Source organism: Mesorhizobium sp. URHB0026 (assembly GCF_054059755.1).
Window position 1 is genome coordinate 5,575,039 of record NZ_JBSSCN010000001.1, and the last position, 25,838, is coordinate 5,600,876.

Consider the following 25,838-nt stretch of genomic DNA (forward strand, 5'->3'; position numbering starts at 1 on the left):
GCAGGGGTTGGCAAGCCCCCTCGCCGGACGAATTCGCGGAAGAGCCTTTTTGGATCGGGCGATCAGCGCCCGTGCAGCCGCGAGACCGAGCCGCGAACGATGAGACGGGTCGGGAAGCGCGTGTGGCGCGGGGCCAGCTTCTTGCCGGCCAGGCGGTCGAGCAGCATTTTGGCGGCAAGCGGCCCTATTTCGGCTGTCGGCTGCGCAATGACGGTGATCTGGGGATCGGTGAAGGTGGCGAGGTTGAAATCGTCGAAGCCGACCAGCGAAACATCATGCGGGATTGACAATCCCATCGAGCGCAGGCCGAGCAACGCGCCTTGGGTCATAAGGCTGTCCACGGTGAACAAGGCGGTTGGGCGATCGCGGCGGCTGAACAGTCGAATGGTGGCGTCGACAGCATGTTCCACGGTCGAGCGTGACACGCTGACCAGCGACGGGTCGAGGGCAATGCCATGCGCCGCAAGCGAATTCTGGTAACCGGCAAGGCGTTCCTGCGCGGTGAAGATGCGCGATTCGTCCCGCAACAGGCCGATGCGCTCGTGGCCATTGGCAACCAGGTAGTCCACGGCCTCGCGCGCACCGCCTTCATTGTCGACGACGACGCTGTCGCAGTGCACTTCCTTGACGACACGGTCGATCAGCACGACCGGCGTGCCCTCACGGGCGAGTTGCACGATATGCTCGCTGTCCGTCGCCGAGGTCGGCGCAAGAATGAAGCCACGGATGCTGAGCGCACGCAGGCTTTCGAGCAGTTCCTTTTCCTGGTCGACATTCTCTTCGCTGCTGGCGATCAGAAGATTGTGGCGGTGCCTGCGCAGTTCCGCCTCGATATCATGGGCAATGCGCGCGAAGAACGGGTTCTGGATGTCGCCGGGAATGAAGCCGACGATCGGCAGCTGCCCGCTGCGCAGGGCCTGCGCCACGAGGTTGGCGCGATAGCCCAGTCGCTCGGCGGCTTCCAGCACGCGCAGCGCCGTCCCGTCGCCAACGTAACCATAACTGTTGAGCGCCCGCGCCGCCGTGGCGCGCGAAACGTTGGCCGCGGCGGCCACGTCTTTCAGGGTGATCCCTTTCTGCGTCACGATCATTGTGCTCCCGGACGGTAATATCCCGCTTGGCGAACCCGCGGGCAACTTGCCCGTACGCTATTGGTAAATAACAATAATGGTGGGCCGGAGGGTGTGCGATTGAACCCGAAAACAACGAACGAGAGTGATTGCTGACTCGAAATACCAATTTAGCCTGAGCTGGCCAAGGACTCTCTTTGCGAAAAAATGGAGCGGTTTGCGGACTGTCCGTTTTGGCGATGACGAGACTTGAAAGCGGACCGATGCGTCCAGCGTATCGCGAACTGCTTTGCGCCAACAGAGTTGATAGTCGCCTGTCAGCGACTTCAGGTCTTGCGGGGATAGCGCGTCTTGATTTGCCGGTCGCTCGCGTGGGGTGTGGCTGGTACAACCACCATCGGCCCGGTTGATGGCGAGGGCATTATCTAGGCGCCCCCGCCACTCGGAAGAACAGTGACCGACGCCGCCAGTTACCTCACGTTGCTTAGTTGGGTTCGTCGCTTAGCGCGCGCTCGTTGGGATCGATCGGACCCAAATTCTCTACGATTCGGAAGCGACCGCTTTGTGCCTGTGCGATATACATGTTCATGCGGACGTGGTGCTGGCCAGGGACCATTTCGGCCGGGCCACCCGGCCCCTCGCTGAGCTTGGCGTGATCGAGCGCCCGGATAACCGCGTCGCGCTCGACCGTGCCGGCTTCGTTCACCGCAGCTTCCCACATCTTGATCGCCCGGTAGTGGCCGGTGCATCCGCTGCCTGCCGTCAACATCGCGCTGCCGGGGAATCGGTCCCGGTAGCGACGCAGGAGCGCTCGGCCAAATGGGTCGTCGAGCTCCTGATAATAGTCGAGGCAGCTGTAGAGGCCCTCGATCTGCTCCGACGGCACCAGGTTGAAGAAGTTCTCGTCGAAGTAGGTGCAGATGATCTTGCCGCCGCGCTTGCCGAAACCGGCCTTGTGCAATTTGTCTAGGAACGGCGTCAGGCCCGGCGGAACGATGGTGTTGAAAACCACCTCGGCGCCACTCGCCATGATGTGCTGCACTGTTCGCTGGAAATCGACGGTGTCGAGCGGAAAATACTCCTCACCGACGATCTCGCCGCCATTGGCTCGCACTACCCGGCTCGCGGCCTTGTTCAGCAAATGCGGCCAGATGTAGTCCGCGGACGGCAGGTAGAATTTCTTCGCCCCGGTGCTCTTCATCAGCCATGGGATCAATGGCTCGACCTGCTGCGCCGGGACGGGGCCGGTGCAGAAGATCAGGGGATCGTTTTCCTGCCCCTCATATTGCTCGGTATAGATATAGAGCGTCCTGCCGCGCGAGACCGCTTCGCTCTTGATGGCCAGGCGGGTCGAGCTGTAGATGCCGCCGACGACCAAATCGACTTTGTCGATGTCTATCAGTTTCGCGGTCCTTGCCTTGGCGACACTTTCGCTGGTCTCGCCGTCCTCGACGACGAGCTTCACCGGCCGGCCCAGCAGGCCGCCTTTGGCATTGATGTCGTCGACGAGCATGGTCGTCAGGTTTGCGTTGGCGATGCCCATGAAGGACAACGGGCCGGTAAGTTCGGCGATGAGGCCGATCTTGATGGGTTTCAAATCCATTTCATTTCTCCGATCTTGGGGGGTCGTGGGGCGCGCCGCGGCAGGCAGCAGTCGGCGCGCAGCGCATGTCAGGCCTCATAGTGACCGAGCAGCAGTGCCGCCTGCGGCTTGCCGACGTGGCCGGCTTCCTGCAGGATCCCTGGCACTTCGGGATCCGACACGAAATTCCTCCAGCCCTCGGCGTCCCAGTCGAAGATCGCCCAGACGCGGTCCGGCTCGCTGGGGTCACGAAACACGGTTGCGCCGTTCGAACCGTGCAACCGGCGCTTGTCGGCGCCCTTGGTCGAAAAGATACGGATGAAGCGGTCGACGTCCGCCACCTTGGTCGTTGCGAGAAGCATTTGGTTTTCCTCCTGTCGGTCGCGGCCACCATTGGTCCGTCGACAGGATCACGATGCGCGCCTCTGAGCAGGCGCACATGGGGTGTATTCCCTATGCCTGCATTTCCCCCGGTCGGATAAGGCCGTGCTCGACCGCATAGAGCGTGGCTCCGGCGCGGGTGGTCACGCCGATCTTGGAATAGACGCTCTGGATATGGTGATCCGCGGTCTTGGGCGAGATATCGAGCTTGCGTGCCGCCTCCTTCGCCGTGAGTCCGGCAGCGATCAAACGCAGCACCTCGATCTCACGCGGCGTCATTCCGGCCAGCGACCGGGGCGACGCCCGGCGCGACGGCTGGCCCGCGAAGGACAGCACGGCCTCGGCGGCGGCGGCGCAGATACAGCCCTCTCGAACAGCGGCGTTCAGCTGCGTTGCCGCCGCCTCGCTGGACAACGCCTTGCGGTGCGGACGTTCCTCTCGCGAGGTCTGGAAGGCTTCGGCAGCAGCCAGGATCCGTGCCGCCGGGGACAGGTCGGAGCCGCCAACCTTGCGGTGATAGCCCGAGCCATCCAGGCGTTCGTGATGGCGGAGCACGAGCGCGGCCATAACATCGCCCTCGCGGCCGAACGAGGCCAGCGCGCGTTCGCCGTAATAGGCGTGCAACTGCGCCGCGTCGCGCTCGCGGACCGACAGCGGACCGTTGCGCATCCAAGTCGCCACCGGCACCACGAGTTCGCCAATGTCATGGATGCAACCGCACCAGCGGAGCGCACGGACGTCAGGGGCGGGCAAGCCGATACGTCTCCCTGCACCCTCCGCCAGTTCCGACACCATCCTCGAATGGCCTTGCGTAAAGGGCATGCGCATATCGATCATGTCGGCAATGGCCAGGAACGCCTCGTCGCAGGCTGCCTCGTCCAGCATCACCGGCGGATCGGGCTCTAGCGCCAAAATGGTCTCGCGGTCGACCGTCGCCCTGATGCCCTCCATCAGCGCCGGCGCGTTGTCCGAGACGAGTCGGGCCAGATCCGCTTCGTATGGGCCGTCAGCGCGGCTGGCGATGGCCTCGGCCATCCCTTCGATACCGACCGCATCGCAGAGTGCGATAGCATCCTGCGCCAATGTGATGAGGCGCACGGCTGGCAGTACATCCTCGCCGCTCAGCCCACGCGGTAGGCCCTTGCCGTCCCAACGTTCGTAAATTTGACCGAGATTGCGCCGGATCTCGTCCGACAGGCCGAGCCGCTCGCCTATCCGCTGCGCGACCTCGCAATGAGCTGTGAGCACCGGGCGCGCCACCGCGAGCGCCTGCGACATCGCGGTCTCGATCGCCCTCGCCTGCGCGTCCGGTTCGAGGTCGTAGTAGAACCGCTTGAAGGCCTGCACGAAGACCCTTCCCAGTTCCGCACGATTGCCCATGTCTAGACCGACAAGATCCTGGCGGAGCGCGATTTCGTCGCCGAAGGTGGCCGACAGAAGGTCGGTGTCCGCATTGCAGCCGACATAGCGCAGCATCGACTGGTGGTAGGCATTGCGCCGATCCTGCTCGGAAACTCCCGCAAGATCGGCGATCCGCATTGCAAGTACGCAGGACTTGAGCGCGAAGTCGCGAGAATGGCCGGTGGCAAGGTCCGACGCATAGGCGAGGACCATCATGAAGTCCGCCCGGCGGATCGAGACGTTTGTCATCCCCCACCTCCCAGTGAGCCCATGCTAGCCCCGTGTGCCGTCAAGACCTAGGGGAAAATCTCAGGCGGGCTTAGATCCTGCAAGAAACAGAGCGTCCTGTTTGGGGCCATGTATGGACGGCTCTCCGTTGGCAACGGATTTGTGAGCTTTTGCAGTTGCTGGTTGGTGCGGCCATGTATCCGACCTGTAGGTGCGGCCTTTCATGTGCCGCTGGCCATAATGCCATTCGCGCGTTTCAGGTCCCGATCGAAAGCTCGCACTCATAGTGCACGGCCCCAGTGGGTTTTCCTGATCCGGCGGGTTGACCGGCTTTGTGCATTAGCTCCTGTCCGCCCTTTCCAACCTCGTTGGCGATCCCGCGCCTTGTTTCGTTCTATGCGATGACCGGCTCCCTGTAGCGCTCGCCGCCGGTCATCAATGCCCAGACCATGCGGGCTGTCTTGTTAGCCAGCGCAACCGCCGCCCCAAGCTTCTTCACTATTTTCACGACCATTGCCTCCGAGACACCGGCACCGTCGGGTGCTGGCGGGCAGCGCTGCGCTGAAACAGGCGCGGCCACTCGGCCACGGTGCGCGTGCCGGGATATTCTTAGTTCCTAATGGAACAAAGAGTGCCACGTCAGATTTGAAAAGGTCCGCTGGCTTTGGAGCCGCAGATGGCTGGCTCTCCGCCAGGGCCGGCCGGCTGGGCTGCGCCCGGCATGGCGCAGGGCCGAACGAGACAGGATTACACCCATGAAACGTCTGCCGCATATTCTGCTCAGCTTGGGCGCCACGATGATCTCCACTTCCCTGCTGGGTGCTGAACAATGGGAGGGGTTTGGGATCAAGCATCTGGGATTCGTATTCGACGTTCCGCCGGGGTTCGTGCTTGCCCAGCGCTCCGATCAAGGAGCAGCCTTTGAGGGCAAAAACAAAGCATTTCTTGCGATCTGGGGGGCGCAACTCGGCAAGGCAAGCTTTCGCACCGAGATCGAGCATCGCATTGCCGTGAACGAGAACGACGGCTGGAAGGTGACCTACAAGCGAGTGACCCCGCAATGGGCCAGCTATTCGGGACTGAAGGACGGTCAGATCCTGTATGTCCGGGCTATCAAGATCTGCGGGGACAGAGCGGCATTGTTTACGGTCAACTATGCTCGCAATGAGAAGGTCCCTTATGATCCGCTTATCGTTCGCATGGTCAAATCACTGAAGGTCCAGGGCTGCTAGGCAGCCGGTGGCCGGCGCCGGCTTCCAGCCACCGCGGGTGCCAGCTTCTGTGGCTCGCCCCCGCGGGGCTCCTAGGCAGAGGCGCGCGCTGATACGCCCCCGAGAAGCCCTTGAAGCTCTCCCTTGGGCAGTGGCCTCGACAGCAGAAAGCCTTGGAGCTGGTCACAGCCGAGCTTGCGCAGGTAATCGCACTGGCTTTCGGTCTCCACCCCTTCGGCAGTGGTGCTAAGTCCGGTCGCGCGGGCCAGGTTGATAATCGCCTGAAGGATGGCCTCGTCACCGTTGGAGCGACCAAAGCCCTGCACGAAGCTTCGGTCGATCTTGATCCTGTCGACTTGCAGCGTCTGCAGTCTTCCCAAGGAGGAGAATCCGGTGCCGAAATCGTCGAGTGCAAAGCGTACTCCGATGCTGCGCAGAGCCTCGATGTTGTTTCGGCATTCGCTCCGTCGCTCCGACAGAGCGCTTTCGGTAACTTCGATTTCGAGCCGCCGCGGATCCATGTGCGTCTCCAACAAGATACTGGTCACTCGCATGGCGAAACTGGGGTTGTTCAGCTGCAAGGCCGACACATTCACAGCCAAGGTCTCGATGGGCCAATCCACCACGTCAAGGCACGCCTGCCTGAGCACCAGTTCGCCAAGCTTTTCGATCAACCCTGCTTCCTCGGACAGCGGTATGAACAAGTCCGGTGCAACCCAGCCCCGCTCCGGATCAGACCAGCGGGCCAGCGCTTCGACACCCGTCATCCTGTTTGTGTCGGCGGCGTATAGCGGCTGATAGTGGACCTGGATCTGGCCGCTCGCATCGAGCGCGTTGCGCAGGTCCTGTTCCATGCCCTTGCGGCTGGCCAGCGTCAGATCCATCTCGTGCCCAAAGAAGGCGTAGCTGCTGCGGCCCCCCGCTTTGGCATGATAGAGCGCCACGTCGGCTTTCCGCACCAACTCGACCGTGTCCAACCCGTCCTTGGGTGCAACCGCTACGCCGACACTTACGCCGACAAAGACTTGTACCCCGGCGACCTCGAACGGCCGACGGGCAGACTCGATCAAATGCTCGCATAGTGTCTTGACGTCATTCTCGCCGCCAACCGAACGTCGGATGATGATGAATTCATCGCCACCAAGACGCGCCACCGTGTCCGCATCAGTCGTCAGCCGTCTTAGCCGGTCCGCGAACTCCCTGAGCAGCTCGTCACCCGCCGGATGGCCAAAACTGTCATTAACCTGCTTGAAGCGGTCGAGGTCGAGGTAAAGTATCGCGAGCTGCTCGTCCGTCGACGGCAGGCGCGCCAGTGCATCTGCCAGACGCTCGTTGAACTGACCGCGATTGGGCAGCGCTGTAAGCAGATCGTTGTGAGCGAGGTGGTAGATCCGGTCCTCCGTCTCGATCAGCCTCAACGTCCGCTTGCGAAACCCTATCAGGGCCGTGATGACACCGGCCAGTACCAGACCAAACACGGCGACGAGAACGGGCACGAGTTGAAAGAGGACAAATGCTCCTGGCCGATATGGCCGCCAAACGAAGAAGCCGATAGGTCCAGATCGGTCGACAACGGGATAGGAAGCCTCTCCGGAAGCGAGCTTATCGTGCCAGGAGAATCGCGCGCCATCGAGAAGATAGTCTTGGCGCAGGGCGGTAAGGAAACTGCCGTCGAGGTAGCGAACGGCCACATGCAGGAATTCCTGGCCTGGCACCTGCGCGATGTGGCCACTGTCGGAAACCACGGGCTTGATGCTGACGACCGCGGGATGGCCGGCGATAACGGCCATTTCGGAAGCGCCTATTGTGAGCACCTGTTCCGTAACACCTTCGGTATCCCCTCGCTTCAACCTTGCTCTCAAAGTCTGGACCAGAGGCGCAGTGGTCGCGTGTATGGCGCGGTAGCTCCCGGGGTCAGCGGTCGCCCCATCGGTGAATGCGTAGACCGGCGCATCATTGGCATCGAGAATATAAACCTGGTCATGACCGAAATACGTGTGCATCCAGCTGCCGAGATTGGTATCGAGCCATTTCGCATCGCCGCCGCGCAGCGCGTTGACCGCGTCGTCCCAAACCGTCACGCTCTCCTGGTCGTGCGCTACTGCGCTCTCCAGCTTGGACATGATCAGTCCAACCAGACTTGTCTGCCGCGCCGCGGCAACGCTGTCAGTCTGGATCGTGGACCAAAGCAATAAACCTGTCGCGGCTGCTGCAATGAGCAGTGTCACCCCAATGACGGGCAAAGCCGTTCTCATCAGGAAGAGACGACGGGTCGGTTCGGCAAAATGTCGCAGCAGTTTCATCAGATCGCTTTAAGCGATGAAGACTTCTGGACCGTTAAAAGGCCCTGCGCGACAGCGCCGGTGCGTGCCCTGCCCGGCAGCCTCGTGTTCGGGGTCGCTGCCTCGCGCGGAGCCGACGCCCCAGGCCGGCGACGAATAGGATGAAAACCAGCGAGAGCCGGACGGTGCGGCGGCAGCCAAGTGGGTGGGCATCTGGGGCCGCAACGTCAGCAGCCTTTCAGATCAACAGGTCCGCTTCTCGATTCGTCTATCGGGAGGTATCGCGCGGTACAAAGCGGGTGGGGTGAAACTGCGAGGCTAGGGTGGTTAGACGCGCGATGGGTCTGTCGGCGGGCACGTCGCCATCGCGTATATATACAATTTTGCTAAAATTATCGGAACTCATTGCCCTCCCACGTTTTGACTCCCGATTCCAGGAGTTCGTGTGCGCATGAGTAAGACCGAAGACCGGCTGTCATTCATCGAGTTCCAGTCGCCAATGTTGGTCGAGAAAGCTCCTGACGGCGGCAGCTGGCTTCACGAGATCAAGTATGACGGCTACCGGACCCAGCTCATTGTGGAGGGTGCAAGGGCGCGAGCCTTCACGCGCCGGGGTCACGATTGGTCACATCGGTACAAGAGAATCGTTAAGACGGCGGCGAGCCTGCCGGCAAAGTCCGCGATCATCGATGGTGAGGCTGTCGTTCTGGGCGAGACCGGCCTCCCGGACTACCAAGCCTTGGAACGGGAGCTAGGCAATCCGGGCTCGCCGAGGCTCATCTTCTATGCGTTCGATCTGCTTCATCTCAACGGCAGCGATCTTCGGCAGCGGCCGCTTTTGGAACGCAAGGCGGCCTTGGAGAAGCTGCTCAAAAGTTCAGCGCCGACGCTGACCTATGCCGAACATCTCGAGGTGAGCGGCACGGATATGTTCGCGCATGCCTGCCGTATGGGCTTGGAAGGCATAGTGTCAAAGCTTGCCGATTCCCCTTATCGCTCCGGCGTCCAGACAAGCTGGGTCAAGATAAAATGCATCAAGAGCGACACCTTTCCTATCGTGGCTTTCGTAGAGAAGCTTGGCGCTCAACCGCGCCGGATCGCCTCGCTCTACATCGGCAGGCGTGAAGACGACCGGCTGCTTTATGCCGGCAAAGCCCAGAGCGGCTACAGCTTGAGTATCGCGCGACAGGTCCGCGAGCGTCTCGACCCGCTGATTATTGACAAGGCGCCATTGTCGGAGCCGATCGACAAGCCCAAGGCCACATGGGTCAGGCCGGACGTTTTGGCCGAGGTGCAGTTCAGCGGCGTCACCGACCGCGGCATCTTGCGCGAAGCAGTATTCAAAGGCCTCCGTGAAGATCTCATCACGGTCCCGGCAAAGCCGCCCGCCTCATCGAAGCGGCGGAATAGGGCCGAGGGACACGCAGTGCCCCGTGAGAACGTTCTTCAGCTGCTGCCGGACGCGGTCTCGCCTTCCAAGGAAGCCCTTGTGCGCTACTGGGAACAGGTTGCCGAGCAAGCGCTGGTCCATCTCGGCCACAGACCACTAAAGCTGGTCCGCCACGCGAGCGGGACCACTTTCTATCACAAAGGTCCCTTGCCCGATATTCCGGGCGCCGTGCATCAGTTGCGCATCCAGAAGCGCGAGGGTGGGCAGGGTGTCCGCGTGTGGGTGGACGATCTCGCCGGTTTGCTCGGGCTGGTCGAGATGGATGCGGTCGAGCTTCATCCGTGGAACGCCACCATGGATGACATCGAGCGGGCCGACCGCGTCGTGCTGGACCTCGACCCCGGCGAGGGCGTCGAGTGGGAGCAGGTGATCGAAGCGGCGCTGGCGCTTCGCGACACCCTGGAGGCTTCAGGTCTGAAGAGTTGGCCCAAGGTCACCGGTGGCAAGGGCATCCATTTGATGGCCCCTCTTGAGACAAGGATGACCCACGACAACGCCCGGCAATTCGGCAAATCGCTTGCCCGGCGCCTCGCTGACGCCCATCCCGACCGCTACCTCCTGTCTGCTGCACCGGCGGCAAGAACGGGACGTATCTTTATCGATTACCTCCGCAACGGGAGAGGCAACACGGCCGTGGGCGCGTTCTCTCCACGAGCACGCCCCGGATTTCCAATCGCCCACCCTGTGACATGGGGCCAGGTTGAGCGGGCGGTGCGGCCAGACGCCTTCACCATGGATCAACCTTTCAAGGCAGTCATCAGGAAAGCAGCCTGATTGGACGATGTGAAGCCAGTGCGGCTGTGCTGTGGCAGTGCTGTCAAATTTTGCCGCCACTGCCGCCTTGATCGACAAGCCGGCAGATGCGTCGTGGCGGCGGCAGGACCGGCGCCAGCCTTGTAACCAAACGTCATGTCCACGGAGGGCGAGAGCACCTCGTCGCAACCTGCGCGCCGCCAAGGTCCGGTCGGTCAGCCCGTGCTGAAACCCAGCCCCCCGTCAAGAACTGCAGTCCGGCTCCACGAGAAGAGTGCTATATTTCGCCCAAAGTTGCTCGCAGTGCTGCGCTCTCAAACTTGGTACTCCCGCGTTCCCATAGAAGATCATCGCAGAGCGAACATCGTAGCCCAAAACCGACGCGTTCGCGATAAAGTGAACCGCATCGCCCAGACGGCGAAGTTCAATGGCAGCTTCTTTCTTGTTCGCCGCGTCAAACACGCCGAGAACCCGCACTTCGTCATCGCGCGAGGCCAGTACGGCAGCCATGGCCTCGTCAGTCATCGTCCCCACGACTGGACACGCCATTGCCGCAGAACCGACCCGAGGGTGTCCCCTGCGTTGACATCCGATTCGCACCAGCAACGGTTTCTTCTTTCGTCCTCATTGCCTCTCGCAGCGAGCCAAATAGCGGCAGGCTTCGTAAGACCAATGAGGCACTGACCTGCAAACTCGGCCGGTTCGTCGGTGCTCGTGTCGAATACCGCCCACATTTCGCTTGGTTCCTGAACTGGCAAGAATTTCAAATTAGTCTCCGCTAATTTTCTACCCGAACATAAGCGGAGGCACATTGTTCCGGCGGCGACCCGCCGTTGGTCAACAGCAGTACGATCACGGTTCTTGAAGCCAGACATGCCTAAATTGCCATCCAGCACTGGAAGCGGAAGGGGTCTGCCGAATAGGTGGACGGGTTACCAGCCCGGTAAAGTCGTGCCGCTTCGGTTACGCATGAGGTCGCAGGTATGCCGAATACCTGCCGAGCGGCTCAACGCGGCACTTGTCGTTGATCCGATCCGCACGCCTGCAAGCCTGGTGGCGGATCGCAAGCTCACAATCGAGGTTTAGATGGCGCGCGCGATGCTCTTACAGCCCACCTTCGGCAAGTCGCCGATCAAGAAAGGTTAATTGCGACGTTGCGCAACAGCGCAACGGATTTTCGCATACCTTCCATCGGCGTCAGCATCATGTCCTCGTGCTCGATGGACAAGACATCGTCGTAGCCAACCTGCTTGAGCGCGGTACAGAACTGCCGCCACCAGGTCTCACCGTGACCGTAACCGAGTGTGATGTAATTCCAGGCTCGTTCGGCATAGAGGTTTGGTGGGCGCGGATCGAGCGTGCCGTCGATGGCTGCGGCGATGGGCTCGATCCGGGTATCCTTGGCGTGCACATAATAGATGGCCGAGCCGAGCGTGCGAATGCCGGCAATCGGATCCGCCCCCATCCACAGCGGGTGACTGGGATCATAGTTGGCGCCGACCGTCTCTCCGACAGCGTCACGCAGCTTGAACAATGTCTGGACATTGTACACGGCTTGATGGCCATGCAGTTCCAGGCATAGTTTGTAAATGCCGAGATTGTTTGAAAACGCCACGAGGTCGCGCCAGTAGGGAATGATCCGCTCCTCCCACTGATAGCGCTGGATCTTGAGGCATTCCGGCGGCCAATCGGTGATGATCCAGTTCGGGTTGGCGTCACCCGGTCCGCCCGGCAGGCCTGACATCATGACGACACGGTCGATCTCCATCAGGCCGGCCAGGCGAATGGTGTCCTGTGTCACACCATGGTGGACCTGCCCCTGCGGGCCCGGGTGCAGCGGATTGCCCGAGCAATTGAGCGCTGCAATCGTCAGCCCGTGATCCCGGATCTTGGCGACGAACTCCTTGCGCGTGGCAGCGCTCGCGAGCATGGCCTGCAGGTCGATGTGGGGCGCCGACGACCAGTTGCCGCACGCGAATTCCAATGTCTGAAGCCCAAGCTCGGCCGAGGCGGCTAACATCTCGTCGAATGGGAGGTCGCCGAGGCTGTCTGTAATCATCCCGATCTTCATCTGGAAGCTCCTCGTTTCGATTGCACTAAAATCTGACCGTCTCGAACCTGCCCGACTTGGCGGAGGCAAGCGCTGCCTCGCACAGGATCATCGCCTTGCGGCCGTCGCTTGCCGTGACCTCGGGCCGTCGCCCCGTTTCGACGCAGGTAATGAAATGATCGATCTCGGCCGCGTAGGACTCGGCATAGCGCTCAACGAAGAAGTAATAGGGCTTGTCGCGCGATATCGCCTTTGCGCCTGACATTTCAACCGATGTCGGCATCCTGTTGCCGGCCCGCAGCATCCCGTCCGCACCATGCACCTCGATGCGCTGGTCGTAGCCGTAGGCGGCCCTCACGCTGTTGTTGATGTGACATTGCCGGCCCGACGACGTGCGCAGCACGAACATCGCGGTATCATAGTCCCCCAGCTTGGCATAGTGCGGCGCGACAAGCGACGACCCGGTCGCGAAGAGCTCGACCGGCTCCTCTCCCAACAGGTTCCGTGCCATGTCGAAGTCGTGAATGGTCATCTCCCGGAAGACCCCCCCTCCTCCCGCCAGCGCTTCCTCGGTTTCCGGTTCCGGATCCCGGCTGGTGATGATGACCTGTTCAACGGCACCGATCTCGCCTTGCGCAAGGCGCGCCTTCAGCGCCCGAAAGCTCGGGTCGAACCGACGGTTGAATCCGATCTGAAAGGGTACAGCTGCCTTCTCGACAGCCGCCAGACATTGATCGGTGCGCTTGAGATCGAGGTCGATCGGCTTTTCACAGAAGATCGCCTTGCCACTGGCGGCCGCGGCCATGGCCAGGTCGGCATGCGTTCTCGTTGCCGAAGCGATGAACACCATGCGGATCGATCGGTCATTCATCACGGTCTGGGTGTCGGCGATCTCGGCCCCTGTCAGGGCCGAGACCTTCGATGCAGCCTCGCGATTCGGATCGACGATATAGCGCAGGCGCACCCGGGGGTGGCGCGCCAGGTTGGCCGCATGCACCTGGCCGATAAGGCCCGCTCCGAACAGACAGACATCGAGCATATCTTTCGTTCCCTAAAAGGCGGCATGGTGTCGGCCATGAGCGTGGCCGCGACGGCGACTTGATTGACGTGAGTGACTGCCCAGCCGGGTCGTCATTTGACGGCTCCCATGGTCAGTCCGCGAACCAGATGGCGCTGCACCAACAGCGCGAAGACGACGATCGGCAACGCGCCGATAACGCCAGCGGCCGACATCGAGGCCCAGTCGGTGTCGATGCGGCCGATCAGCGTGGCGGTGCCGCGTGGCATCGTCATCGCGCGGGGCGTGGCCGTTAGCGCCAGAGCGAACAGGAATTCGTTGAAAGTGACAAGCACGGCAAAGATGGCGGTCGCCGCGAGGCCGGGAGCTGCCAGCGGCAGGGTGATGCGCCGGAACGCACCGAAGCGGGAATCGCCATCGACCATGGCGGCTTCCTCGAGATCCACGGGGATTTCCCGAAAGAAGCTCTCCATCATCCAGACGCAGAAGGTGATGTTGAAGGCGGTGTAGGTGGCGATCAAACCCAACCAGCTGTCGAGCAGGCCGAGCTTGAGCATCAGCAGATAGACCGGGATCAGGATCACGACCGGCGGCACGATGCGCAGCGTCAGCAGGAACAGACCGACCTTGCGCTCCATCATGAAAGGCATGCGAAAGCGGGCGATCGCATAGGCGCCCAGGGCGCCGCAGAACAAGGCGATCGTCACCGAGAAGAACGTCACCACCAGCGAGTTGGTCAGATAGGCGCCGAACTGCTTTTCCGTGAACAACCTGATATAATTGTCCAGCGTAGGACCATGTGGATAGAGCGTGCCTTCCTGGGTGATCTCGCGATTGGACTTAAGCGATGTCGAGACAAGCCAGTAGACGGGCAAGAGCACGATGGCCAATACGGCGCTCATCAGCCCGATCCGCGCCAGACGATTGTTCATGATGCATCGACCCTGCGCAGAAGCCGCACGGCGCTAAGGGCCAGCGCAAGCACGACCAGCCCGATCGTGACGAACAGCGCCGCCGCATAGCCCGTCTGCTGGAATTTAAAGGCGGTGTCGTAGCCATAGATCGAGACCAGCCGCGTCGCCTCGCCCGGTCCGCCCCGGGTGAGCACGAACACCTGGTCGAACGTGCCGAAGGCGTCGATCGTTCGCAGCACGATGGCGATCGCCAGCACGGGCCGCATCATAGGAAAGGTAAGATCGGCAAACACCCGCCAGGTGCCGGCGCCATCGACGCGAGCGGCCTCGAAGGGTTCTTGCGGCAGCGACTGCAGGCCGGCCAGAAGGATCAGGAACATCAGCGGCGTCCATTCCCAGACGTCGAGCACGACAAGGCCGATGAAGGCCTTGATGGGATTTCCGAGAATTTGCACCTGGCCCCCGCCCATCCACTCGGAGACTGCCGTCAGCATGCCCGCGTCGCTGGCATAGATCAGCCGGAAGACGATGGCGACCACGACCGGTGTTATCACCATCGGAATAATCAGGATGGTCCTCAGCAGGCGGATGCCGCGAAATTCGCGCAAGCAAAACAGCGCCAGGGCAAAGCCCAGAATTGCCTCGAAGGTGACCGACAGGGCGACGAATTTGACCGTCACCAACAGCGAATTCAAAAACTGTGGATCGCTCCACAGTTTGATGTAGTTGCCCATGCCGACATCGGCGACTACCGAGCCATAACGATAGACCTTGGTGCTGGCGCGCAGGCCGTCCCACAAGGGATAGACGAGCACGCCCAGCACGATCAGCAAGCCTGGCGCCAGCATGAGATAAGGGAGGGCGAGGTCGAGCCCCGCCCCCTGCAGACGGTATTTGCGGCTCTGCGTCCCGCCATTTGGCTTCAATAATAGCCGACAGAAGACAGGTACTCCTTGACCTGCTTGGCGGCCGTGTCCAACGCGGCCCCGCCACCCGAGCCAGCCTGCAGCGCCTTGTTGAGCTCGATGCCGAGCAGTTCCTCGACCTTGGCCCAATCTGGCGTGCGCGGCCTCGGCAGCGCGCCAGCGTCGAGCTGCTGCAAGGCGACGGGGATCAGCCGGTTGCCGGGCTTGGCGACGCCGAAGGCGCTCCGCTTGACCGGGATGGAACCCGCTTCCGACAGCTTGGCCTGGACGTCGGTGCTGACATACCATTTCAGGAACTCGACCGAGTTGGCCTTGTTGGGCGCCGATTTCGGAATGCCGGCAATGAAGATGCCCATCTGGGCGGTCGCCGCTGTCTGTTTCGGCACGACGCCGAAATCGAGCTTGCCAGCCACCTTTGTCTGCGTCGGATCGTCTGCCTTCAGCGCATTACCGGAATATTGGATGATAGCACCTGCTTCGCCGCCGAGGATCGCCGCGCCTTCCTGGTCCGAGTCGAACTCGACGACGCCGCTCGGCGCGTTTTGCTTCATGGTGCCGACGAAGAATTCGGCCGAGGCTTTGCCTGCGGCGGAATTGAAGACCGGGTTCCACTTGTCGTCGAAGAAGGAGCCACCAAACGACAGGAAGACCGGGTACCAGCTGGTCACGATCGGATTGCCGGAAACGCCCCGGAAGACGACCGGATATTTGATCTTGCCCGCCGCCACGCCTTCCTTGCCCTTGGCGATGACCTCGTCCCAGGTTTTCGGCGCGCCGCTTGTGTAGACATCGTTGCGGTAAGTCAGCGTCTGCAGATCGCCGACGAACGGCACGCAGATGAGCGCTGGCGCGGCAGTTTCAAAACCCTTCACGCGCGGGCCTTTCTGGGGCGGCCAGTAGCCCATGTCGATCATCGAGCCGATCCAGTCCTTGTCGCCGCCATCGATGCCGGCCGCTCCAAGATCCTCCAGCACATTGGCGGCGCCGAACTGCGGCACCCAAGGATCGTCGAGAAGATAGAGGTCGTATTGGCCGGCGCTGTTCTTGGCGTCGGCGAACCACTTCTCCAGGGTTACGCCATATTCATCCTCGAGGAACTCGATGTCGAACCCGGCATCCTTGGCCAGAGGGATGATCTTCTGTTTGAACGGGGTCAGGCCGCCGTCGGCGAAGGCGCCGATGATCACCTTCTTGCCAGCGGTGCTCGCCGCGACAGGCAGGCCCAATGCCGTAAGGGCCGTCGAGGCAAGTGCGAGGCCAATTCCCCCCTTGAGCACGGAACGGCGAGTAAGTCTGCTAATGCTGGACTGCGTCATTTCACTCTCCATCACTGTTGACCCTATGGACGGCCGTCAGGCCGGCGGAATCGAAGAAGCATGCATTCGACACATCGAAAGTGAGCCCGATGTTGGCGCCCACCGTGCCCCTGAAGTCGCGGCCTGCACGGACCGAAACATTGCCGCTGCCGATGCGGACATTGACCAAGGTCTCGTTGCCCATCGGTTCGACGACATAGATCTCGCCGGGCAGCGCGGCCCGGGTGCCGGGTGCCGCAACACTCATGTCTTCCGGCCGCAGTCCGATCTCGACCGCCCCGGCAGCGCGGCATGCTGCCAGCCGCGGCGCCTCTATCGGAACCAATGCTCCGCCGACCTCGATGCATTGTTCGGCAAGCGCGACCGGCAGAATGTTCATCGGCGGGTTGCCGACGAAGGTGGCGACGAAACGGTTGGCTGGGCGGTCGTAGATATCGCCCGGCGGCGCCATCTGCTGCAGTTCACCGGCGTGCATGACCGCTACGAAGTCGGCCATGGTCAAGGCCTCTACCTGATCGTGCGTGACATAGAGGGTGGTTGCGCCAAGCCGCTGGCAAAGCCGTTTGATCTCCCCGCGCATGGTCAGGCGCAGGCGTGCGTCAAGGTTCGACAGCGGCTCGTCCATCAGGAAAGCGGCCGGATCGCGAACAATGGCGCGCGCAAGCGCCACGCGCTGCCTCTGCCCGCCCGAGAGCTGGCGCGGCCGGCGATCGAGGAGGTGGCCGATCTCGAGGACCGCGGCGACCTCGTCGATCTTGGCTCGGCGCGAGGCATCCGGCATGCCGCGAATCCATAAGGGATAGCCGATATTCTCACCGACAGTCATCTGCGGATAGAGCGCATAGCTCTGGAAGACCATGGCGATGTCGCGGTCGCGCGGCTGCAGCCGGGTCACCTCACGCTCGCCGATGAAGAGCTTGCCCGCGCTCGGCATGTCGAGACCGGCAAGGATGCGCAACGCCGTCGTCTTGCCGCAACCCGAAGGACCGAGCAGGGCCAGGAACATGTGGTCGGGAACGGCAAGGTCAAGCGAGCGCAAGACGTTCAGCGCGCCGTAGTTCTTGACCACATTTTGGTACAGGACAGAACTCATTGCCGCTCCCCAGCGCGCCCCAAGCGTATCAATTCTCCCGTTCGTCGACCTCGAAACCGGCTCCGAGGGCCAGGTCGCGCAGGTTGCGATAGCCCATCTTCGCATAGGTAAGGGGATGGGCCTTACTCGGATCCTGTTCGGCCTCGACCACCAGCCAGCCGCTATAGCCATTGTCGGCAAGCATGCCCAAAAGCGTCGAATAGTCGATGGACCCATCGCCGGGCACTGTGAAGATGCCTTCCATCACCGCGCCCATGAAGCTCATATCCAGGGCGCGAGCGCGCTTCAGCACATCGGGCCGCACATCCTTGCAATGCACGTGAACGACGCGGCCGAGGTGATGCCGCAGCAACGTCTCGGGATCGCCGCCGGAGAACACGCAATGGCCGGTGTCATAGAGCAGGCCGACGGCTTGCCCCGAACCGGCCATCAGCCTGCCGATCTCGTGATCCGTCTCGACGATGGTCCCCATGTGGTGGTGAAAGGCCATGCTAACGCCAAAATCGGCGAACCGTTCAGCCAGTCGCGTTATCTTTTTGCCGTAAGACTCCCACTCGTCTTCAGCAAGCTTGGGACGCTGCGAGATTGGATCGTGAATGGCGCCATGGCGGCCGCGCGACGTATCGGCGTAGACGACGTGCTTGGCGCCGAGGTCGCGCAGCAGCGTCAGATGCGGCAGGATGGCGTCGAATTCCTCCTCGACCTCCTTTTCGCAGATCCGGCCATCGTACCAGCCCGAGACCAGCTTAAGGCCGTAGGTCGCGAGAACCGCGTCCAGGTCCTTGCTGGCACGCGGGAACTTGCCGCCGAGTTCCGTTCCCGCGTAGCCGGCTTCGGCCGTTTCGGAAAGGCACACCTCGAGTGGCGTATCCCCGCCCAGCGCGGGCACATCGTCATTGCTCCATGTGATCGGATTTATGCCTATGCGGACAGCCATCATCGTTCCTCATCGGACAGGCCGGGGCCATTTGCTGGCGGTGCCTCGTCGAAACCAATCAGGTCGGTGCGGCATCTTGCGGTCTGTCTGGGCCCGTCGTTCCCTCTTCTTTTCATTTAAGCGCCGATCTGTCTCCATCGCGAGAGCCAGTTTGGTGAGAAGTGAAGGTGCCAGTTTCACTCGCCGCGGCGCTCGTTTAAGCTCGATCCGCTCTCATACCGCGAGGCTTTTCCGATGCAGATATCGAGGCGCAAGCGCCAAGGCTTTCCGATGGACGCGCTGATCATCGATCGGGCAATTGATGAACCGATCCATCGCCAGCTCTATCGTCAGATTGGCGCGATGATCCGTGAGCGTCGTCTGGCGCCCGGATCGGAATTGCCCTCGTCGCGCGCGCTGGCTGAGGATCTGGGTCTCGCCCGTAACACCATCGTCGCCGCGTATGACCAACTCGCTACGGAAGGTTATCTTGCGAGCCGGCAGGGCGCTCGACCGGTGGTCATCGACCTGCCCGTGAACTCGACCGATCAAGGCGGCAAACCCACGGCCATGGCAATCCACCGTCCGCTTTCGAGGCGCGGCGAGAGCCTCATGCGGCAACCCTTCCATCATGGAGCGCCGGGGCGCTTTGCCTTTCATCCGGGCATGCCGGACCCGCAAAACTTTCCGTTTGGCGTCTGGGGCAGGCTGCTTGCACGCCGGGCAACGTTTGGCGCCGACATGTTGTTCGGCACCTATCATGTGACCGGCCTGCCGGCGCTCAAGGAGGCGATTGCCGGCTACCTGATCTCGGCCAGGGGGGTGCGGTGTTCTCCCGAACAGATCGTCATAACGACGGGGGCGCAGGCGGCGTTCGATTTGCTGGCGCGTCTGCTCCTCGATCCCGGCGACACGGTCTGGGCGGAGGAACCGGGCTACTACGCGGCCAAGGCGACCTTCACCGTCGCTGGCGCCAATATTGTGCCGCTTGTGGTCGACCGCGACGGCTGGCAGATGAACCAGCCCGAGGTTTCACCGCGCCTGATCTATGTGACGCCCGCCTGCCAGCATCCCTTGGGGATCACGATGCGCATGGACCAGCGGCTGCGGCTGTTCGAGATCGCCGAGCGCAACAATTCGTGGATCATCGAAGATGATTTCGACGGTGAGTACAGATTTCAGGGAAGGCCGGTCCCCGCCATACAGAGCATGGATTACGCCGACCGGGTCATCTATGTCGGCACCTTTGCCAAGCTGCTGTTTCCGGCGCTCAGGCTGGGCTTCATGGTCTTGCCCGCCGCCTTGTGCGAGGGCATTCCGCATGCGCTGAGCACCACTGGGCAGTTCGCACCACTCCTGCTGCAGGCGGCGCTGGCCGATTTCATCGATGAAGGGCACATGACCCGCCACCTCAAGCGCATGCGCCGCATCTACGCCGAGCGCCGCAAGCTTTTCTACGAATTGTGCCAGACCGAATTGGCCGATCACATGACCCTTTCGGCGGCGGAAGCCGGAATCCAGGTCGTTGCTTGGCTTCACGAAAGTTGCGACGATCGGGCGGTCGTGCAATGCGCCGACAAACTCGGTGTCAACGCATCGCCGCTTTCGAAATATTACTGGTCATCCTCCGGAAATGGCCTAGTGCTTGGCTATGCCGCCTGCAACAAGGCCGATAGCGAAGCGGGAATCCGACGTCTGCGCCAAGCCATCGAGCAAGTGCGCACTTTGTCATGAGCCCGTCTGCCTGTCATGCAGCGGGAGCAAGCATCACCTCGAAATCCTAGCCATGGCTTTGCCGAACGATGGGCTGCGCAACTCACCCTGCGGACCTGGCCGCTGAACGGTCTCGGGCCGGCAGCTCCACCCCGACCCTTGCGCAAATCGCAAGATTGGCCGTGTGAACCCGAAGGCGGCGCCATGATCGCTACGATAAGCCAATTCCAGCCGTTGCTTCGAATTGACTTCGGCGACACCCCACGATGAGAGGCGCTGGCAATCTCGCCTGGGACCTCAGGTTTTGCCAATTCGAAATTGGCATTGGGAATGGCAGGCAAACCACGAAAGCGGACGGGCGTGCGGTAATCTGCTGCCAGACTTAAGTCTGGGGTGTGCAAGCCAGTAGGCCGGTAACATCGCCGCAACGGTCCTGCACGCGCCTTTCCGCGGCTCGAGCGGGAATATCTGCGCCCCCTCCGCGTTCCCTCTATGTACAAGAGGAGGAGATCTATCATGCAGAAATTGACCTTCACCGGCATAGCGCCGCTGGCTCTGCGGGCGTCAGCCGCATTGGTTCTGGTTGTTGCGCCCTATCAGGTCAGCTTTGTCGGCTCGGGGAAGCTGCGGCCAGCCGCCGCCTATGCCGAGAGCGAAGGCGGCAGCGGCGGAGGTGGTGAGGGCCATGGCGGCAACTCCGGTTCTGGCGGCGATGGAGACCACGGCGGCAACTCAGGGTCTGGCGGCGGCTCCGCGTCCGGTGGCCACGATGGTGGCGCAGGGGACGACGACGGCGGTCACGACAAGGGTCATCATGGGCAGGAGCATGTCGACGCCGCCGGCGACAAGGTTGAAGTCTCGGATGACAAAACTGAAGTCACTCATCCCGACGGCACCAAGGAAGAGATCGAAAATGGCCGTCTCGAAGTGAAGGACGCGGCAGGGCGCACGAGGGCTGCAACAGCTCAGGATATCGCGCGGCTGCAATCTCTGTAAGAATACGGCCCAGCCTGAAGCAAGCACGCATCAAGCCACCTTCGCCGGACGGCGGAGGTGGCTTTCGCAGCATCGCACTTGTGCTGAATCTCTCTCCACGCTTTACCTCGGGAGGGCGCGGACGAGCGTTCGACAAGGCTATTGCGCAAATAACTTTTGGCGCCGCTGTCGATCATGCAGAAGTGACCGCCGTGCGGACCTGTGCAATATCGGCCTGATCTGCAATCGCATTCGTTCGTGTCGAGGGCCGGCGCCATCTCGGCGCCTTAGCCGCCCAAGACGCGGACGCCGCTTTGGGCGACTACGGTCAGCACTCAAACCCTTTCGTCATCGGCGATGTCCCAGACCGGGATAGGCGCTCCCATGGCACGAGCTTTGAGCCGCACTGTTTCCACCGAGAGAGACCGGCCGAATAAAGCAGCGATTGCATTTGGAATAGCCGGCCTTCCGGGTGGAGTTTGAACACCGGCCGCCTTTGATCGGGATGGCAGGAACCCGTACCATCAAACGTCGCCGGCGCTGGCGTATGATTGGAGCCGGGTCGTTGACGAGAATGTTGTCTGCCGGCGGCAGACGTTCGGCCAAACTGAACTGGAACCTAAACGCACAGGGCTGGTTTGATGACGAGAAAGGAGGACCTCCATGATACGCTTACTCGTTCAATTCGGCGCCCTTTGCCTGGCGTACAAATTTGGCAAACAAATAGGCCGTGAGCAGGGCCGTCTCTCGCCAACAGGCCAACCCCGACGCCGCTCCTTTCCGGAGGCGGGTACCGCACAAACTGGTGAGCCCAACGAACAAAGTTAGCGCTTGCGGACTGTGGCCACCTGCGAACCGCCGCAGGCCTCTGACGAGGCCATGCGACATCCCGCAAGCTTCGCGTGAGTGTCAGCGCGACGCGGGCCGACGGTGCCTTTTCAACCTGGTAATCGCAGAGTGTCCGACAGTGATTATGCCCCCGCAGTCAATCCGCACTGTCAATTTGTCGGCTTGGCGATCGATGCGGATGATATCCCCGACGAGAACCACCTCATCTCCAGCGCGCGTTTTGGGTGGCGGGTCAACCGAATAGGGTTGACCATACGACGAAATGCTTACTTGGGCGCGTCCACTCGGCAGTATCGAGGTAACGGTGCCCGTCAACGCGACCTCGTCACCGATCTCAAATTCGCGGGGCACGCTACAATGTAGCATGGGCGTCCTCCGGCGCTTCCAGGTATCAATGCCGACAAACTGACTTGGTTGCGTGAAATCGTAAGTCTCCCCCTCGCCCGCCTGGTGAGGTCATTCATGTGATCCTCTCTGAAAAGCGAAGTGCGCCGCAAATCCTCCTCACCGCGAAAGGGCTTCGCCCTGCCGATGATCCCGGCTCGATTGGGCTGGCGACCGCTGTATGCCTTTCGGTGGCGGCCCGGCGTGCGTGTTCCTGAGCACGAGCAGGCCTCGAAGCTGCAATTGGTTGACGAAATCGGTGGAAAGTCGTCGAGCAGAGGTGTTCTGGCGGAGACTGTTGTTTTAGCCTGGTCCCGCCGACTGAAACCCGCGCGGGTGTGTCAGGCTCGAACGGTTCAACCCATGTCAGTGTCTGCCTTTCCCGTAAGCCGAGAGCTTTCCTCAGTTAGGATCGTCGCCGACGCAATAGCTCGGCTTCCGAATGACGAAGCGGCCGTGCTTTGGGACGAAACGGCTAAGCATCTGTTGTCAGTCGCGATTGAACGCGGCCATGACACAGACCGGGCGCGCACTGAGGTCGTCCGGTTCTTCGATGCGGTTCAACGCATGCGAACGACGGTTTCATCAAAATAGATGGAGACGATTGTCGCAGGCTATGAAAAGCCTACGACAATGAGGAGTTCCGTTTTGCACATAGTTGGCCTTTACCGGTGCCCGGGCGTTCCCGCCTTTGTCTGCGTGAGAGAGGGAACTCGGTGCAGTTACCTATCGCAGGACGACTACAGAGCGTCCGGATATCAGCCTGACTTCGAGGTGCTGCCTTGGGAATCGGAATACAGGGCCACCAGAAATCCTTACCAGTGTTAGCAGACGGTGATACGAAGCGGCAACGTGCCGGACAATGCCGCCGCGGCATGAGCTTCCATCAGACGATCGACCTTCTCCTTGGCCAAGCACCTAGGCTGAATTGTTCCCGAGCAAAACAAATTGAGTCCTTTTAACAAATCTAAGTGCGGGCGAGCCTCACTCCTGTAAATTCCCCAGGAACGGAGGCAGCGATGAGCCAGAAGCGCCGCGATCTCGACTATCTTGTTCAGCACTATATTGAGTGCAGGAGAGGCAAACCTTGGCCGCTGTCAGTATCGGCTGCCGTGGTGGCGATACGCACGGTTTTCCGGGAATGCCTCGCTTCTGATCGTGAATTGGCAACGCTCATCGCCAGAGCTGCGATCGATCGAGGACAGATTGTCGAGTTCGACCTCGATGAGCCTGCGCAGGCGGCATAGTGCCAATAGACGCAGGTACTCGATCAATTCTCACGGCCTGACACAAGTCCCCAACAATGTGGAATTGGGGTCTTCGGATGAGTGCGGATAGCTCTTCAAGAAGACCTCGGACCGCGCGTCACGCGACCTGGCTGATTCCGACATAAGATCGCAAACTCGGTCAGTCGCGCAGCTGGCGCTCTGCAACTCAAGGCCGGCGGATGAAGTCAAAGGCAGTGGCACGACCTGATCAGCAACAACACGCCGATTGCGTAAGGGATGAACAAAAACACCATAGCCAACCAGTAGCCAGGTTGCGCCATCGCCGCCAAATCTGATCCAAGCTGTTCCATTGGCTGTCCAACGCAGGACGGTCCAGCTTTGTTCCCGGGTTGCGACCTCGGAACCCCCGGTGGGGTTCCAGGTCTTACGCTCGGTGGAGCTGCAGCCCCGGGATTAGCCTACACCAGCTCTGATTTTGCTTTCTCACCTTCACCCTCGTGCGCCGTACAAACGTGCAAACGATCCATCGATCCTAGGCCATTTCGAATTGCCGCGAATGAGTTCCTCGGCAAGGATTTCCGTCACTCGACGCGCCTGTGGTCTGAACAACCAGGACGCTGTGCGCTTTCCTTTCTCGCAAGCGGCGCAAAGGGTCGCGCCCAGCGTCAATAGTCAAGGTGGCCGGAAGCTGGCTCGACCCTAACGAGGAGGGGCAGCAAAAAATGGAAGCTTCGCTCACACACAGCGCCCTTGTTCTGACGGCTCTGTCCGCGCAGTGCCAACAGGTTCGCCAACACCAGATGCACGACCGCGCCATTATCAGGGTCGCGGCCCAGCGATCGCCGGCAAGAGTTTTTCACGCAGGATTAACAGACAAGATCGTTGCCGGCCCTCAAGAGTTGACAGTCGACTAGCATATTCGACGCTTCCTCAACCGAACCGGGTTGGGCGGAATTTGGCCAACAAGGGATGTTCGTTTCCCGTGGCCATCTCGCCTGCAAGCAGTTCGCCAGCGATCAGTCCGAGCGTCGCGCCGCTGTGACTGAAGGCAACGTAATATCCCTCAGTGCCCTTCAGCCGACCAAATACCGGCTCGCCATCGCCCGGGATCGGCTTGGGACCGACGCCGTAGCTCTCCAACTCCAGCTCCGGATTGCCCTCAAGCACCTTCGAGGCTTCGTCGAGAAGCCCCTGGAGGGTCGAAGCCTTCACGCCATACGTGCCGTCGGGATTGACGATTACCTCTTCTTCGGACCATGCGGAATCGAGTACGAGAGCTCCGTCCGGCGTCGGGCGAACAGCGACCCGCGGCGTGTTGAGCACCGCCCGAAGTGGAAGGGCGACAGGCTTGGTCCTGACCAGTAATGCGATCGGCGTACCGTCCGGGATATGCTGCCCGGTTTGCGCCACCGTGCGCGGGACGTCGCTGCCCGTTGCCAAGAGGACCGCATCGGCAGCAAACGTGGCGCCCCTCTCCGTCGCGACGCCAGTGGTGCGCCCCGTGGCAAGTGTCACCGTTGCGCGCCCCGCGTCAGTGACGAGCTGACCGCCCCGCTCCACGAATTCCGCAACCAGCAATTTGATCAACGACGGAAGATCGACCCAGCCTTCACCCGGATTGAAGATCGCGCCCTGGCGCGTGACCGCGCTTGTCGCGATGCCCGGCGTAGCCGAAGGAATGTCGCCTGCGAGCAAATGGCGTGCGTCATATCCGAGGCTCTTTTCATATGCCAAGGCTTCCATGATCTCATTCGAGGCGTCGTCCGCATCCCAGGTCAAACCACCGTCGAAACGCAGCCAGGCGGCATCCGGGTATTTTGCCGACAAGGTGCGGTACCGGTCGATGCCGATCATGCGCAGCTGATGATATTCAGCCGATCGCATGCGTGCGGAGTTGAGCCACGCGAGCGACCGGCCGGACGCTCCACTGGCCAGCGGTCCATCATTGATGAGGATGGTTTCGATGCCGAGCCGCGACAGATGAACGGCGGACGAGACACCAAAAATACCGCCCCCGACAACGACGACTTTTGAGACCGGGTGTGTAGGCATGGAATGTTCTTTCGCTGTGGAGAATGAATCGTGCGAGTGGACCGT

Annotated in this window: 20 protein-coding genes; 6 read left to right on the plus strand and 14 right to left on the minus strand. The window is 61.4% G+C overall.

The window, feature by feature from the left end; all coding sequences use genetic code 11:
- Window positions 1-62 precede the first annotated feature (62 nt).
- From ACVWWD_RS27555 to ACVWWD_RS27570, 4 genes are all read right to left on the minus strand, one after another.
- Window positions 63-1,091 (minus strand): LacI family DNA-binding transcriptional regulator, encoded by a 1,029-nt coding sequence (locus ACVWWD_RS27555; RefSeq protein WP_352547996.1) that lies wholly within the window; start codon window positions 1,089-1,091, stop codon window positions 63-65.
- Window positions 1,092-1,554: 463 nt separating this feature from the next.
- Window positions 1,555-2,673, minus strand: coding sequence for a substrate-binding protein (locus ACVWWD_RS27560; RefSeq protein ID WP_352547998.1), 1,119 nt, complete (start codon window positions 2,671-2,673; stop codon window positions 1,555-1,557).
- Between the two features lie 68 nt (window positions 2,674-2,741).
- Window positions 2,742-3,014, minus strand: coding sequence for a hypothetical protein (locus tag ACVWWD_RS27565; protein WP_352548000.1), 273 nt, complete (start codon window positions 3,012-3,014; stop codon window positions 2,742-2,744).
- Window positions 3,015-3,105: 91 nt separating this feature from the next.
- On the minus strand, window positions 3,106-4,683 hold the full coding sequence (locus tag ACVWWD_RS27570; protein WP_352548002.1) for an HD domain-containing phosphohydrolase: 1,578 nt from the start codon (window positions 4,681-4,683) through the stop codon (window positions 3,106-3,108).
- Window positions 4,684-5,417: 734 nt separating this feature from the next.
- Here ACVWWD_RS27570 and ACVWWD_RS27575 point away from each other — a divergent pair.
- Complete coding sequence (locus ACVWWD_RS27575) at window positions 5,418-5,894, plus strand: hypothetical protein (protein WP_023794378.1); 477 nt, start codon at window positions 5,418-5,420, stop codon at window positions 5,892-5,894.
- 71 nt (window positions 5,895-5,965) lie between these two features.
- On the opposite strand, the gene ACVWWD_RS27580 is transcribed toward ACVWWD_RS27575, so the two are convergent.
- On the minus strand, window positions 5,966-8,176 hold the full coding sequence (locus ACVWWD_RS27580; RefSeq protein WP_352548004.1) for a putative bifunctional diguanylate cyclase/phosphodiesterase: 2,211 nt from the start codon (window positions 8,174-8,176) through the stop codon (window positions 5,966-5,968).
- 430 nt (window positions 8,177-8,606) lie between these two features.
- Between ACVWWD_RS27580 and ligD the strand changes: the two genes are divergently transcribed.
- On the plus strand, window positions 8,607-10,379 hold the full coding sequence (gene ligD, locus ACVWWD_RS27585; protein WP_352548006.1) for a DNA ligase D: 1,773 nt from the start codon (window positions 8,607-8,609) through the stop codon (window positions 10,377-10,379).
- A 222-nt stretch (window positions 10,380-10,601) separates the two neighbouring features.
- On the opposite strand, the gene ACVWWD_RS27590 is transcribed toward ligD, so the two are convergent.
- The 8 genes from ACVWWD_RS27590 to iolE all read right to left on the minus strand — a co-directional run bounded on the left by ACVWWD_RS27590 (window position 10,602) and on the right by iolE (window position 18,612).
- Window positions 10,602-10,883 (minus strand): hypothetical protein, encoded by a 282-nt coding sequence (locus tag ACVWWD_RS27590; RefSeq protein ID WP_023773559.1) that lies wholly within the window; start codon window positions 10,881-10,883, stop codon window positions 10,602-10,604.
- A gap of 607 nt (window positions 10,884-11,490) precedes the next feature.
- A complete protein-coding gene (locus ACVWWD_RS27595) occupies window positions 11,491-12,429 on the minus strand; it encodes a sugar phosphate isomerase/epimerase family protein (protein WP_023794372.1) in 939 nt (312 codons plus the stop codon).
- Between the two features lie 25 nt (window positions 12,430-12,454).
- Window positions 12,455-13,447 (minus strand): inositol 2-dehydrogenase, encoded by a 993-nt coding sequence (gene iolG / locus ACVWWD_RS27600; RefSeq protein ID WP_023773557.1) that lies wholly within the window; start codon window positions 13,445-13,447, stop codon window positions 12,455-12,457.
- A gap of 92 nt (window positions 13,448-13,539) precedes the next feature.
- Window positions 13,540-14,358, minus strand: a complete 819-nt coding sequence (locus ACVWWD_RS27605) for a carbohydrate ABC transporter permease (RefSeq protein ID WP_352548008.1) — start codon at window positions 14,356-14,358, stop codon at window positions 13,540-13,542.
- Entirely contained in the window at window positions 14,355-15,266 is a 912-nt protein-coding gene (locus ACVWWD_RS27610) for a carbohydrate ABC transporter permease (protein WP_352548010.1), read from the minus strand. Before ACVWWD_RS27610 ends, ACVWWD_RS27605 begins: the two co-directional genes overlap by 4 nt.
- Entirely contained in the window at window positions 15,263-16,582 is a 1,320-nt protein-coding gene (locus ACVWWD_RS27615; protein ID WP_352548012.1) for an extracellular solute-binding protein, read from the minus strand. Before ACVWWD_RS27615 ends, ACVWWD_RS27610 begins: the two co-directional genes overlap by 4 nt.
- Window position 16,583: 1 nt before the next feature.
- On the minus strand, window positions 16,584-17,675 hold the full coding sequence (locus ACVWWD_RS27620) for an ABC transporter ATP-binding protein (RefSeq protein WP_352548014.1): 1,092 nt from the start codon (window positions 17,673-17,675) through the stop codon (window positions 16,584-16,586).
- A 28-nt stretch (window positions 17,676-17,703) separates the two neighbouring features.
- On the minus strand, window positions 17,704-18,612 hold the full coding sequence (gene iolE, locus ACVWWD_RS27625) for a myo-inosose-2 dehydratase (protein ID WP_023781579.1): 909 nt from the start codon (window positions 18,610-18,612) through the stop codon (window positions 17,704-17,706).
- 234 nt (window positions 18,613-18,846) lie between these two features.
- On the opposite strand from iolE, the gene mocR reads away from it, so the two are divergent.
- The 4 genes from mocR to ACVWWD_RS27645 all read left to right on the plus strand — a co-directional run bounded on the left by mocR (window position 18,847) and on the right by ACVWWD_RS27645 (window position 23,759).
- Window positions 18,847-20,325 (plus strand): rhizopine catabolism transcriptional regulator MocR, encoded by a 1,479-nt coding sequence (gene mocR, locus ACVWWD_RS27630; RefSeq protein ID WP_352548016.1) that lies wholly within the window; start codon window positions 18,847-18,849, stop codon window positions 20,323-20,325.
- Window positions 20,326-20,820: 495 nt separating this feature from the next.
- On the plus strand, window positions 20,821-21,300 hold the full coding sequence (locus tag ACVWWD_RS27635) for a hypothetical protein (protein ID WP_457103527.1): 480 nt from the start codon (window positions 20,821-20,823) through the stop codon (window positions 21,298-21,300).
- Window positions 21,301-22,875: 1,575 nt separating this feature from the next.
- Entirely contained in the window at window positions 22,876-23,106 is a 231-nt protein-coding gene (locus ACVWWD_RS27640) for a DUF6074 family protein (protein WP_084056228.1), read from the plus strand.
- 425 nt (window positions 23,107-23,531) lie between these two features.
- Window positions 23,532-23,759 (plus strand): hypothetical protein, encoded by a 228-nt coding sequence (locus tag ACVWWD_RS27645; RefSeq protein WP_023773548.1) that lies wholly within the window; start codon window positions 23,532-23,534, stop codon window positions 23,757-23,759.
- Between the two features lie 912 nt (window positions 23,760-24,671).
- Here the strand turns inward: ACVWWD_RS27645 and ACVWWD_RS27650 are convergent.
- Complete coding sequence (locus ACVWWD_RS27650) at window positions 24,672-25,793, minus strand: NAD(P)/FAD-dependent oxidoreductase (RefSeq protein ID WP_352548019.1); 1,122 nt, start codon at window positions 25,791-25,793, stop codon at window positions 24,672-24,674.
- Window positions 25,794-25,838: the final 45 nt, after the last annotated feature.